Origin of the sequence: Paenibacillus puerhi (genome assembly GCF_009846885.1) — a bacterium.
GTDB lineage: Bacteria > Bacillota > Bacilli > Paenibacillales > NBRC-103111 > Paenibacillus_G > Paenibacillus_G puerhi.
Window position 1 is genome coordinate 1 of record NZ_WUWM01000018.1, and the last position, 14,141, is coordinate 14,141.

The window sequence follows — 14,141 nt, forward strand, 5'->3', positions numbered from 1 at the left end:
CCCGCGGAGCTCAAACGAGTTTAACCGTAATCGCCATCCAATTCTTAGTCATGAATCTGGAGAAGCGACTTCGGAGTCTCTTTTTCGTTTTTTTCACCCTTTTTCGATTTAACACATTGCGCTTTATAAATTGAGTTGTTCAGCAAGCCCTAAATAGCTGGGCGATTGTCATTGGAATTAATAAATACCAACATGTTGGACCTCTGGGTTTTGCTTGCAATGATGCGCAGGCGGTAGCAAGTTTATTGGTCGAAGAATTTGATTTTCCCGCTGACAATGTAGTTCTTTTACTTGATGAAAATGCTACTAAGGCAAACATTCTGAGAGAATTCATGAAGCATGCAAACGGTTATACAGCCGCCGATGATAGAATTTTTGTGTTCTATGCTGGACACGGTCACACAATTCCAGGGAAACGAGGCGAGATTGGTTATTTAATACCTGTGGATGGGAAGATTGACGACATATCAAGTTTCATTAGATGGGATGAACTAACCAGAAATTCCGAATTGTTTCAAGCAAAACATGTTTTATTTATAATGGATGCGTGCTATGGTGGTCTTGCAATAACGAGATCACTGCAACCAGGAAGTACGAGGTTTCTAAAAGATATGTTAAAAAGGTATACGCGGCAGGTACTGACGCCTGGAAAGGCTGATGAGGTTGTCGCAGATGCTGGAGGGCCCATTCCTGGACATTCGATTTTTACAGGACATTTAATTGAAGCCCTTAGAGGTAAGGCGGCCCAGCATGATGAGACAATTACAGCCAACGGTGTCATGTCGTACGTTTACGAGAAAGTATCGAAAGATCAGTATTCTAGTCAAACTCCACACTTTGGTTATTTTGACGGCGACGGTGATTTTATCTTTAAAGCGCCCATTCTTACGGCAGTTGAAGCTGGAGGTGCAGAAGCTGACCAAATGATTATCGTGCAGCCGGTTTATAGTGGCCGACAGCATGATGAAGATAAAATAATTGATGAAGTGAAAGAGTACTTGTCCGAAGACCGATATTATATTAAATTGGATGATCTGATTAACCGAGAATTAAGACATGCTGTTGGGTTATACGGCAACGAATTTGAAATGCAGAGTAAGTTTAATAATGAAGAGTTTGTTGAACGACTGAAAAAATATGAAAATATCACCGAGAATATTATTGAAATGGTAGCAGCGGTGTCCTATTGGGGAACTTCAAGATATGTGCCTTGTTTGAGGAAAACAATTTCTCGACTGGCTGATCTAAATGGGGTTAGCGATGGTCTTGTTGTATGGTTAAAGTTGCGCTGGTATCCAATCTTGATTTCAATGTATGCTGGAGGAATTGGGGCCATTGCTAGTCAAAATTACGAAATGTTAGCTACCTTGTTTTTGACAAAAGTAGCAAATGAACGACGAGGTCGGGATCAGGCAGCTTTATTTGCAACGATTTCTGAATTAAATGAAGTACATGATGCATTCAAAACTATACCTGATTATGAACGGAACTATGTTCCGAGAAGTGAATATCTTTTTAAAATGCTGCAGCCCCAAATGGATGATTTATTTTTTTTGGGTAAAAGCTATGAGGATATTTTCGACAAATATGAAATTTTGCAAGCACTTGTGTATGCCGACCTATACGATACTCAAGGGTACGGTATCTGGGGGCCACCTGGAAGGTTTGCATGGAAACATAGAAGCATTGATGATAGTCCGTTTAAGCTTCTTTTAGCAGAAGCAGAAGCATTAAAAGAGGAATGGCCTCCTTTAAAGTCAGGTTTATTTCGTGGCTCGTACGATAGGTTTAAGCAAATTTCAGATGAGTATCTATCCCTTGTTGCTAAGTTAAGTTGGTATTAAAACGAAGATGAAAAACGTTGAACCATTTAGTCTCATTGGATGACTTTGAAGTCTTATGATGGAATCCTTTTCATAAAGATAATGCAAAGGGTAAAGCGCTTATCGTTTTGAGAAAAGGGAGTTTATGTTATATGAAGAAATTGCAAGTTTATTTGTATATTGGAATATTTCGGGTAAAAAAAGGGGGGCACTGGGTAGGTACTTTACCCCCTTTACCATTGTAAACCTTATGACAGTAATCTTTTTTCGCAGTACTTCAGGGAGCAGCTGTTTTGTTTACCTCCCCTAGATCGAATTGTATAGAAAGGAAAAAATAATGCAGAATTAATTGCAAACAAAAGGGGTGGGCATTATTGGAAAATTTTATTTCTACAATTGTGTTTCTCTTACCGGGGTTAATGATGTATTTTTGGGTCCAATCATTCGGTATTAATCCAGTAGTGAAGCATTCACCTACTGAAATGGGGGCATTAGCGGCGTTACTATGGCTTCCTGTTTCTCTTGCTGTATTAATGGCATATAACGGAATTGGTTTTGTATATGGGGCTAAACAAATTTGGACACTCGTCGCTTTGAAAGAAGCATCTGGAAGTCTTCAATTTCTAACCTGGTTTTCTTTTTTAAGCTTACCTATCAGCTATTGTATGAGTTATGTTTACGCTAAGTTTGTTTACCCCTATCAAAGGAAAAGGGTGAACGGCATAAGAACAAATTTAGGTTTAGCTCCTTTGTCAGAAGCCGCGACCGTTTGGGAAGAGTTTTTTATTAATATAGACAAAGAACGAACTGAGGGAGCTATTCCTGTTAAAATCTATAAAATGGATAAACCTTTAGAGCCTGCAGTAGTTGGTCTAGTAGGCAGAGCGTCCCGTCCTTTTGAGACGGAACGCGCTCTTGTTCTAGTTCGTTGTCATGAGCTTAAAGAATCTCATGATTATTATGAATACCAAGTTGATCGAAAGTATGTAGATATTAAGTCCGGTCTTGTTGTCGAGGAGTTAAATCTCCAAAAGCCAACGAAAAATAATGATGACAATAAAGATAACAATGGGAAAAATTAAGATTTTTTCGGTGGTCTAATTTCAATTGAAGTATTCGGGGTTACCGATCTTCGTTCGATTGGAGGCAGTCCATCGTTCGTAAATCTTCCGGGTCTTTGACCTGGCTTTTGATTAGGCGTACTATTCGGAGCAGGCTTTCTACTATTATCCTTCATTTCGTTACTCCTTTCTGTGATATATTTTGTAAACAGCTTCCAAGATACTCATATTCGACGGGGAGTAGAAAACTCCTACAAAAGATTGCCCATTTGGTAGCGAGAAAGCAAAAGAGCGAGGACTTTTATCTTCGTTGCACAATTGGTCAAGGATTTAATGCAAATAGAGCTGACTAACTACAATGAAAAAGTCTAATCAAACATATAAATTCTGCCAATAATAAGATTGTAAAAATCTGAATTTGCGAAGAAATTTGCAAAGGTAGAGTTGCTTGCTCCAAGAGTTCACGGTACGCAAGTTATGGGTGTTATCTATATATGTCCCCCTCTGTATATAGAGCGAACAATGAGTATGTAAAGGTCCTCAGTGGAGAAGTTGATCGGAGATAGCCATTGTTCGCTTAGCATACAAAGGTTGTGGATTCCTTATTTTTTAGGTCTGTGTTATTATTTTCGGACAAATTATCCATCGGCAATAACGTGGTAAAGAGGTGTTTTTGAACATTGTTGTGATAAAAATAATATAAAATGATTAGAAGTAAACTGGGGGAGTTTTAAGGAATGGAAGACTTTTTGAAGGAAATTATTAACCCTTCAATTGCATTTTCAGGAACAGTAGGAGCAATTCTCGTAGCTCTATTATCAAATATTTCCAAAACGAGACACAATCCGTTAAGGTTGTTTGTTACTCTTGAAGAAACACAGTTTATGAGTAGCTGGACAAAATTACTTCGGTCCATATGTATTTTTATTTTCTTTGTTATTGGCGGGTCCATATACTGGATATTCGCAACATCAATAGACCGAGATTATACTAATTCATATCTACATAAAACAATAAATTTCATCTTTAGTCCCGTTTCTTTGTGGATGACAGGACTTGTACTTGTATTAATAATTGTGTTCATTTGTTTTGAGGGTATTCAAAATAAAATAACTAGTCTGTTGTATGGCAAAACAAGTATAAAACGAAGAAGGTCATTATTCATTCTTTTTACTATGATATTTTTACTCTTTTACTACCTGTTTTTTTCAATAGTTTACGGCGTTATTATTAATGAATTACTATTAAACGAAAATAGTACTAATATTGAATTCATGAATTCTATTGAATTGTTGTTTAAGATTGATTTGTTTGATGGCTTAATTTTCTGGATAATAATTTTTTTAACCATTCTCTACTCAATAATTATATTTCCTATTACAAAAGTATCAAAATTTCTAGGCACTTCAAAAATAATGGTTGATGTTTTTCTTGTATCAGGAAAACGTTTCAGTGGGAAATGTTTGCTTAACTCAGATATGGACAATGGGATATTAATTTGTGATTCTTTTGACAAATCCAACCCCAATAAGCATTTAATACCTAAGAATAATATTGAATATATTAGTTTCAACACCATATATTATAGCTTAGGAAAGCAAGTTATTATCGAAACTACATCAAAATTAGTCACCCCAAAAAACTTCAATTGGGACGAACGAGCATTAGCAAAGTCGATAATGAGAAAAAAATAAGTCATAGATGAAACAAGTCGAGACATATTATGTAAGGATAGAACTGTAATATTGTTTGTGTTTTAATTTTAAGAACCCGAGAGGATTGAGCCACATTACTGTAAGTGCTGGCCGACGCGATCTGGGAAGAAGACATATATTGTAAGCCTATACTATCCAAAAATCGCAACAACACGCGTCGACGAATTGTGGATTTACCAAGCCACGATACAGAAGGGTAGGCGAATCCCCCAGGGGGTTCAGACCGCGCGGAGCGTAATGAAGTGGAGTGAGCACGGCATGGACATGTACCGCTAAAGTGAGTTGGCATCTATGTAAGTGGGATTGGACATGTCCATACTCCCCTCGTCTCCATTTAAGTACGGAAAATGTAAGAGGAAGAATCAGACGGTCACCATATCGATGATATGTAGTTTTTTCAAAGATTACAATCTTCTCACTAATTTCATACACTAGAGAATACTTCTTTTAAGACACCCCCTTAAGGCGGTCAGCCAGCACCCGCAATATACTTTTGAGCACATTCTTATTTTGCTCGTAGAAGGCTGTCACCAGATCGCGATGCAGTTCAAGCACGATCACATCGTGTACCGCTGTGCAGTCTGCAGACCGGGGACCGCTGTCAATCACGGCCATCTCGCCAAAGTATTCGCCTTCCTTCAGCTCGGCGATGGTTTTTTCTCCGCGATGTACACGTACATGCCCGCTAACGATCGCATACATCGTATCTCCGAATTCTCCTGCACGGCATATGCGTTGTCCGGGCGAATACTCCACCTCTTCCATAGATTGAGCCAGCCAAATGAAATCGTCTTGCGTAAGATGGGCGAATAAATCAATCTTCTGCAGGGTCAAAATACGACGTAAGATCACCTCATGCCGCGATAGGTCCATGCCTGGATCAAGCGAAGTCTGACGGTCGATGCCGACGGAAGCGGAAGCGATCTCGGATAAACCTGAGACTTCCGGTTGCCTCTCGACGCCTCCTTGCTCCAACACGGATCTCAGCCTGCGGGATAGCAGCTTCACCATCTCCACAGCGATGCTGGTATGGTTAAACAAAATATCGTAGAAAGTGGACGAGTCGAGACGCCACAAGACGAGATCCGTTTCTGCGCGAATGGTGGCTGCTCGCAAGCCTTGGCTGAATAAAGCCATTTCTCCGAAACAATCTTCGGGGTGCAAGTCGCCAAGCTTCTGCTCGTTGCGATAAACCCCGGCGCGGCCGGTTACCAGCACATACATGCAATCCCCCGGCTCGCCCTCTTGGATGATGAGCTGACCGGAGCTCACAGTGAGTTGCTCCAGCCTGGTTGCTATGCCAGATAATTGTTTGCTGGTCAGCCCTTGAAACACCGGGACATGGTGAAGCAAGTTGACGCGATGCAGTTGCTCCGCTGTACGGCTGTCCGTGGCAGCGAGGTCCCTGCTTGGCAGTGTGGCAAAGCAGGCGACTTCCTTCAGCCATTCATCCCCTTGCTCGCGGAACCAATGGAAATGCGCTTCCGTGTCAGCTTGCCGAGAGGCGCTTGCCGTCATATTCCGAGGAGCGGACATCAATGCGGCGAGTGGCATTCGTAACGAGCCTTGCACCGTTTGATCGATAATTTCGGCAGCGTTGGCCTGCTGTCTGGCGTCGCCCTCCGACCAATTTTTGAAAACGGCCTGCATCGTAAGCGGATCATACAGAAGGGCCAACAACTGAAACACGCGCCGGCTGGCGGCTGAACGTAGTTGTTCAACGACAAGCACCAGTTCCGTGCAATGGGGCATACCTGCGAGCGGCGCTCCGTGCTCGGTGAATTGATGAAATAACTGAATTTCCCCAGCTATGAGGCTTTCGATCTCCTTTTGAGGCACGGCAAACGATTTTTTGTGCATCCGCGTGAGTGATTCCAGAATTTTATCGCGCATGTCGAATGCCGCTTGACGGTAGCCGGACAAAAGCAGGTCAAAGGAATGCTGCGTGCCGATTTTTTCAAACACAGCGGGCACATGCAAGGAGCTGCCGGTTCCGTTCAGAGCGTCCATGAACAGCGGAACCAGGTCGGCTTCCTGGTAGGAAGCGAGTGCATCGATGGCATGGCGCCGGGTCTCAAAGCTCTGTAACGATGGCATAATAGCCGGGATCAGCGCAGGCACGCCAAGTATAGCTGCGGATTGTAGTGCCCGGATTCTGACCTGGGAAGAGCTGTCCTGCAATAAAGCGGCTAAAGGTTTATAGAAGCTTTGAACCCCGATCTGCCCGAACAGAGAGGCGACGGCCATCCGGTGGTTCTCCTGGTCGCTTTCAATGAGCTGCTTGAGCTTGGCTACGGATCGGAACATGCCTTCAATGCCGTAATGTTTAATTAATGCTGCAATCGCGGCCGTTTGGATCTCTGCCTCCTGTTCGTCGAGAAGGACCGATAGCTCGTCGAGATATTCCTCTTTGGCGTAGGCCGCCAGCGCAAGGATCGCTTTTGCTTTCAGCTGAGTATGGTCTGATGCAAGAAAGGCTTGCACCGTCTTTTCTAAGCCGGCAGGAACCGTCTGTTCAACAAATGCGAGCGCCTCCATGCAAACGATCGGATCGCGATGCTGGAGAAGCGGTTTGATGTAAGGGTCGAAATCAAAGGCTTCTAAGCCGCGCAAAATCCGGAAAGCATATAAGGCCTGCTGTTTATCTGAGCTTGCCAAAGCGTCTGTCAATAAACGGAGGCTGGCGGGGTCCATGATGTTCAGTTCGGCTCGCTGCAGGTCGTAGTTGCCCGTTTGCAGCGTGGATACGAGGGTTTGCAGGTAGGCCTTCTTGAGCTTGATCGCGGCTATGATTCCGATGGCAAGCAGCGCGAGTATCAGGTAACTGAGCTGCTCGGGGGCTAGAAGCTGCGAGGAAACAAGCAAGCATACAGCGGCCAGCCCTTTGGCGCCGTTACGTACAATGCCATCCAGAAAGCTTTTTGCTTTACCACGCCATTCCGGAGGGATGGGAAACATGATAAGCTGACTGACCGAGGAGTAGATAGTGTCGCCGATCACCTTGTCGCTGCCTTTAACCATGACGGCCATAGCCAGGACAGGCACCATCAGAATGCCTAGACTTCCCGCGAATAAAACGATCGGAAAGACTAGCAAGGCCACCATGACGCCGAAACGCCTGATCACCCAGCCCGAAACCAGTAATTGAACAAGCAAGGCGATGATGCCGGAAAAACCGTAGAAGCTGCCCATGAATTCGGCTAACGCTTCGTTTTGCAGGCTGCCTCGGATAATGACCTTAAATTGGTAGTCGATCAGCGTTAGCGAGAATACAAGTGCCGCCGCCAGCACCGCGACATATTTCAGATGGGGGACATGCTTGAAGAGACCTGCTTTTTTCTCCAGGCTTTGCTTGGTGTGCGGTTGGGACTTTTGGGGCCTTGCTTCGGCCTGTAATGGAAACTTACTCAGGATCAGAAGCACAACGGCTAGTCCTGCAAGCTGAAAACCGGCATAAACGTAGATCAGATTCGCTGTTCCTAGTAGGGGAACGAGCGCTTTTAACCCAAAGCCGCTTACGATCCCTCCGGCAATTCCTCCGCTCCCGACGATCCCGATCATCCGTTTCGCTTTCCTCTGATCCATGACGGATGTGGCAAACTGCCAGAAGCAAACAATCATCAAGAAGTTGAACACATCGTAGCCGATGTACATGGTCGGAAAGACCCACCGTACGTCTAGCCCTACGCCTATTCTGGAGAGAAGAACGAGCAGAGCGATAACCGGGATCAACGTGGTAATGAGGCGCTCTAACCGGATTTGAGGCGAATAACGCTGAAAAATAACGCCCATCATGATCATCGCGACGGCTTGGGGCAAGTACATGAAAGATAAAGCGGAGTTGTCAAACCTGCTTAAAAATAAGGTGTCGGCTGCGGTTCTCCCTATGGTGGAGGCGGAAACCACGCAAAACAAATAGCTGAACAGCAGCAGCGCCTTCATATATTCATCGCGGTCGGACTGAAATGTCGGGAAAAGCTTATGTATCGTCCTCTCAGCAAGCATACTCAGAATGACAGCTCCTTTAGATCGTATTAGTAGATTATACCTAAAGATGTCACTTGCTGTCACAATAAATTTCATCGCCTGTCGCTTGCGTGCGGCGGCTGGTGGGGAGCGTCTTGTCAACTTGTGGATAAGCAATCGGCATGGACATCAGTTGACGCCCCCATCCTTACCAGTTATCGTATAAATGAATATAGGGTGTAAGATTGTCCTTGGAGGCGCTCATTGTGAAACTGATCAAAAATCCTTGGAAGAAGACCGCGCTCAATCGGTTAATTCTATCCTTCATCTGTATTTTATTGCCGCTATATACGCTTGCCATTGTCATCTATAGCTGGGGAATTCGAACCTTGCAGACCGAAATATCCAACTCTATGGCCTCTCAAGTATCGCAATATTTCGTCGGATTGGAGAATGAGTTTAGCCGCATCCAAGCTCTCCAGCTCGATTATTTGAACGATATGAATTTGAATGCGCTTGCAGCTATGCCTGAGTCCTTGGACTCTATTGAGAAGATGCAAAAAATATTAAGCCTGCAGCAGCGGCTCAACGCCATTCGCAACAGCAGCGCTTACATCAAGGAAGTCTATACCTATATACCGGCCCTTCAGAAAACGATATCCGCATTAAGCGTATCCGATTTTAACCGTGACAGGTTCGCCGAGCTCATACAGCTTCCCGTTTTGGAGGAGGTTCAGGTGGTTAATCTCAATGGGGGCATGTATATGGTTGCAGCTTTTCCTTACCTGCTGCCGACAAGCAATCGTGAGCCGATCTTCATCGTCTCCATCGAGTTGTCCCTGGACAAGCTGCGGCAGGCGCTGCACGGCATGCGCAATTCGCCGGAGGAAGGGCTGATCTTCAGCAGCTCGCAATTTACGCAGGTTACGAATCCGGATTATGAACTGAACGACCAGATTGTACAGCAGTTGCTCCAAGGGCGCGGCACGGGGCAGGATGACGTAGCCCGGATCCTCAGCATCGACAGCCAGCGTTATTTGACAGTTCACACGTCATCCCGATTTTTCGGCGCCTTATTGATCAAGTTTGTCCCCGAAAGCGCCGTATTCCAGCCGCTCGAGAGGTATAGGGACTGGTTTCTGTTGTTTGCGGCCGTCTCTTTAATCATCATGCTTCTCTATTCCTTATATTTATACCAATATATCCACAAACCGCTTAACCGGCTGGTCAAGGCATTCCGCAAGGTAGAATCGGGAGATGTCAGCGTGCAGATCCATCATGAAAGCCGGGATGAATTCCAGTATATTTATACAAGGTTCAATGTGATGCTCGACAACTTGAAATCGTTGATCGATCAAGTGTACAAGCAGCAGATATTGACTCAGAAGGCGGAGCTTAAGCAGCTGCAATCGCAGATTAATCCTCATTTCTTGTACAACAGCTTTTTTATTCTAAATACGATGGCCCGTCTTCGCGATTACGATCAGGTCGAGCGATTCGCGAATCAGCTCGGCGAATATTTTCAGTTCGTGACGCGCAATCAATTGGACGAGGTGCCGCTGGCCAGAGAAGTGCAGCATGCGAAGGTCTATGCGGAGATCCAGGAGATGCGCTTCGGCAACCGCGTGTCCGTCTCGTTCGACGACACGCCGGGAGACTGGGGATATGTGATGGTGCCGAGGCTGATTTTGCAGCCGCTCATTGAGAATGCCTTCGAGCACGGGCTGGAGAGGAAATCCAAGGACGGCCGTCTGGACGTTCGAATCGAGCGGGAGGGACGAATGGTTCGTCTGATTGTAGAAGATAACGGCGAGCAGATTGACAATGAAGGGATTGCTAGAATGAATCAGAGCTTGGAGACGCTGGAAGACGGCGAGAAGACCGCATTGATTAACATTCACCAGCGTATACGCCTGAAATTCGGCACAGGCAGCGGGTTGGCCGTGACGCTCAGCGAGTCGGGCGGCGTGAAGGCGACGATTACAATCGAACTACCTGAAGGAGGATGAAGGATGTATCGGCTGCTGGTTGTCGATGACGAAGCGATTATTGCCGACGGATTGGCGGAAGTGATGCAGAACGTTCAGGAGTTAGAGCTGGACGTGTATAAAACTTATTCGGGGATTGATGCGCTCAAGCTGTTCGATAAGACGAGATTTGACATTGTGCTCACCGATATTCGGATGCCGGACTTGGACGGCTTGCAATTGTTAGAGAAAATCCGGGCGATGTGGCCCAGATGCCGTGTGATCTTCCTAACGGGTTATAACGAGTTCTCTTACGTCTATACCGCGATTCAGCACGAGTACGTCAACTACCTGCTGAAAACCGAAGGCTACGATAAAGTAATCCAGGCTGTCGCACAGGCTGTTGCCGATATCGAGGCGGAATGGCACGCAGAGGCGCTGCTGGAGCAAGCCCGGGAACAGTCCGAGAAAGCGAAAGAGCTGCTGCGAAAGGAGTTTTTGTACGGGGTGCTGAAAGGGCGCATCGATGCCGGGGAGGTCAACCGTGAACAGTTCTTGGCGTTAGACGTCCCGCTTCATGCGGAAGAACCTATACTGCTCCTGATCGGCCGAGTGAATCGGTCAACCGACTATGCGGCCTATTCGGACAAGGTCAGACAGCTCATCCGCGTTCGAACGGTTGTCCGTTCCTACTTGGACGCCCACGCGGAGATCGCAGATTTTGCTCATGAACAAGATGAGTTAGTCTGGCTGCTTCAACCGCTGAAGACCGGTGAAGACCGACCGGAGGCCGAGCAGCAAGCCTGGTCCAGGCTGTTGAAGTTCCTCAAAGGCAGTCTGGAGCTGGTCCAGGCGGCGTGCAAGGAATCGGCGGGCGCAGAGCTGTCGCTGGTGCTTGATGACAGCCCGATGGCATGGCCGGACGTGGCGGAAAGATTCGCCCAGACCCATATGTTGATGAACTATCGGATCGGACGATCGCACGGGCTGCTCTTGGACAAGCAGGCGGCAAGGAGAGAGCAGGATACGGAGAACCCGAAGATGAACCGGCTGCGGGTTCGGCCGGCTGTGCTCGACTTGCTTGCCGAACGGCTGGAGCATGGCCGAAAGGACGAATTTTTCAAGACGTTGAACGAGGCGACGGCTCCGCTCCGGGAGCTGGATTCGATGCATCATGTGCAGGCGCAGGAGCTGTATTATGCCATTGCGCTCATGCTGTTCTCTTATACGAACAGGTGGCAGCTTTCGGAGGAGGCGAACGCCGCCATCGGGCTGCATAAGCTGATGCGCCCGGATGAACATGAATCGTGGCCGGAAGCAGTCGCTTATCTCAGCAAAGTCGGCAACGTGCTGTTTCAACTGCAGGACCAGGAGGAAGAACGGAAAGCGAGCGGGGTCGTCTCGATGATTCAGAAGCACATTCACATCCACTTGCATGATCCCGATGAAATTACGCTGGTCAGGCTAGCGAATCTGGCTTACTTCAATCCTTCTTACTTGTCGAGGCTGTTCAAGCAGGTGGCCGGCATGAACTTGTCCGAGTACATTGCGGAAGCCCGGTTAACTAGAGCAAAGCGATTGCTGGAGGATCCGAATCTGAAAATTCAGGAGGTCGCCGATCATCTCGGGTACGGCACGGCGACGAATTTTACGCGCTCGTTCCGTAAGGCGGTCAATATGACACCGCAGGAGTATCGGCTGTCGCTTGCCAGTCGGCAAAGCCTTGATCGGAACGACTAAGTGAAGGCATTTGCAATCATCGAGTCAACTCGTGATCGGAATGTCAAGCATTGAATATTGAAACTCCCTATGATGAAGCGCTATCATTTTAAGTACAGAACATCTTCATCATATTAGGGGAGGGTCAATAAACATGAAGAGAAAAATAAAGGGGACGGCTTTGCTGACCATAGCAGGCATGCTCGCGTTATCGGCTTGCAGCTCAAACAATGCCGGAAACGGCAGTTTACAAGCACCTGAAGGCCAGCCAAGCGGTGGCGCATCTCAGGCAGATCTGATGGCTAAGTACGAGCAGCCTGTCGACATCACGGCTTGGCGCTACACGGAGTCTTCGTACAAGTACGAGAACGGGGACACCATCGAGGACAATATTTACACCAAGGCTTACTTGAACGATCTGGGCATCAAGCTGAAATATAACTGGACGGTTCCGATCGAGCAGTTCGAGCAGAAGATGAACGTGTCGATCGCTTCCGGCGATTTGCCGGATGTGATGTGGTTGACGAATAAGCAATTAACCGACCTGACCGACAACGACATGCTATATGACTTGACAGACTTGTTCGAGAAACACGCTAGCCCAGTGGCCAAGGAAATTCTGCAGCAGGATAAGAAGGCGTTCGATACGGCGAAAATCGGCGGCCGCCTGATGGCTATTCCGAAGACGGCATCGGCGGTAGACGGTCTCCAGATCTTGCATGTCCGCACAGATTGGCTGAAGAAGCTGAATCTGCCCGAACCAAAGACGATGCAAGACGTGGTGAACATCGCCAAAGCTTTTGTCACCCAAGATCCGGACGGCAATAACAAAGCCGACACGATTGGTATCGGCTTCACGAAATCGTTCCTGACAGACAATCACTTCGGTGCGGCGGGCTTCTTCGCAGGCTTCCACGCTTATCCGCAGAAGTGGGTGAAGGATGCTTCCGGCAAGCTCGTATACGGCAGCGTTCAACCGGAAACCAAGAAAGGGTTGCAGTTGCTGCAAGAGATGTATAAGGAGGGTCTGATAGATCAGGAGTTTGGCGTCAAGGACCGCGCTAAAGTGACCGAATCGGTTGTCGGCGGCAAGCTCGGCATGTTCTATGGCGGCATGTCCTCGCCAGGGGCCGTCATCCAGGACAACGTGACGAACGATCCGAACGCGGAATGGAAGGCATTCTCTATCGTATCCGCCGATGAAGTGAAGGCGGCGCCGATGGGTAAAGTTCCGGTACAGCTGTATTACGCGGTTAGCAAGAAGAGCAAACATCCGGAAGCGATCATTAAAATGCTTAATTTCAGCATGCAAGGCTTTGCTCCGGGCGCCGGTGCGGACACGGGCTTCGGCTTCAGCCCGAGCGGCATTCCGGTCTACCTGTACAATTTCATCGGACCGGAGCCTGCGATGAAAAATCTGAACGCTCACCGTAACTTGTTGAAAGCGCTGAAGGCAAACGATCCAGCCGGCTTGACCTCGGAAGAGAAGTCCTACTACGACAAAATTGTCGATTACCGCTCCGGCAACCGGGCGAACTGGGGACAAGACCGCATCTTCGGCACGCCGAGCAGCTTCGACGTCATCGATCAGTATGTGAAAGACGACAATTACTTGCTCGATAGCTTCTATGGCGGATCGACGCCGACGATGGTCGAGAAGATGGCTTCGCTCAAGCAGATGGAGGAAGTCGCATTCACCAAAATTATTATGGGACAATCGCTCGACACGTTTGATAAGTTCGTCGATGACTGGAAGAAGCTTGGCGGACAACAGATTACGAAAGAAGTCAACGAATGGGCTGCTAAGCAGTAAGAGTGCTGCAAAGAGTACGCATGGAACATACGAGGGGGAAAGCGCTCAGCGGCTTTCCCCATCTTCATTCTGGATAG

Annotated in this window: 7 protein-coding genes; 6 read left to right on the forward strand and 1 reads right to left on the reverse strand. The window is 47.1% G+C overall.

Features of this window, described 5'->3' with window-relative positions; all coding sequences use genetic code 11:
• The first annotated feature begins 170 nt into the window (after positions 1-170).
• The 3 genes from GSF01_RS16820 (at position 171) to GSF01_RS16830 (ending at position 4,578) form a co-directional block, all read left to right on the forward strand.
• Positions 171-1,844: a caspase family protein gene (locus GSF01_RS16820; RefSeq protein WP_328803694.1), complete on the forward strand. Its 1,674-nt coding sequence runs from the start codon at positions 171-173 to the stop codon at positions 1,842-1,844.
• A 353-nt stretch (positions 1,845-2,197) separates the two neighbouring features.
• A complete protein-coding gene (locus GSF01_RS16825; protein WP_159886029.1) occupies positions 2,198-2,905 on the forward strand; it encodes a hypothetical protein in 708 nt (235 codons plus the stop codon).
• Between the two features lie 716 nt (positions 2,906-3,621).
• The gene (locus GSF01_RS16830; protein WP_159886031.1) at positions 3,622-4,578 is read left to right on the forward strand and encodes a hypothetical protein; all 957 of its coding nucleotides are present in this window, start codon (positions 3,622-3,624) and stop codon (positions 4,576-4,578) included.
• A 468-nt stretch (positions 4,579-5,046) separates the two neighbouring features.
• On the opposite strand, the gene GSF01_RS16835 is transcribed toward GSF01_RS16830, so the two are convergent.
• A complete protein-coding gene (locus tag GSF01_RS16835; RefSeq protein WP_159886033.1) occupies positions 5,047-8,604 on the reverse strand; it encodes an Npt1/Npt2 family nucleotide transporter in 3,558 nt (1,185 codons plus the stop codon).
• 227 nt (positions 8,605-8,831) lie between these two features.
• Here GSF01_RS16835 and GSF01_RS16840 point away from each other — a divergent pair, with 227 nt between their 5' ends.
• From GSF01_RS16840 to GSF01_RS16850, 3 genes are all read left to right on the forward strand, one after another.
• On the forward strand, positions 8,832-10,574 hold the full coding sequence (locus GSF01_RS16840; RefSeq protein ID WP_159886035.1) for a sensor histidine kinase: 1,743 nt from the start codon (positions 8,832-8,834) through the stop codon (positions 10,572-10,574).
• Positions 10,575-10,577: 3 nt separating this feature from the next.
• Positions 10,578-12,272, forward strand: a complete 1,695-nt coding sequence (locus tag GSF01_RS16845) for a response regulator (protein WP_159886037.1) — start codon at positions 10,578-10,580, stop codon at positions 12,270-12,272.
• A gap of 133 nt (positions 12,273-12,405) precedes the next feature.
• A complete protein-coding gene (locus tag GSF01_RS16850) occupies positions 12,406-14,064 on the forward strand; it encodes an extracellular solute-binding protein (RefSeq protein WP_159886039.1) in 1,659 nt (552 codons plus the stop codon).
• Positions 14,065-14,141 lie beyond the last annotated feature (77 nt).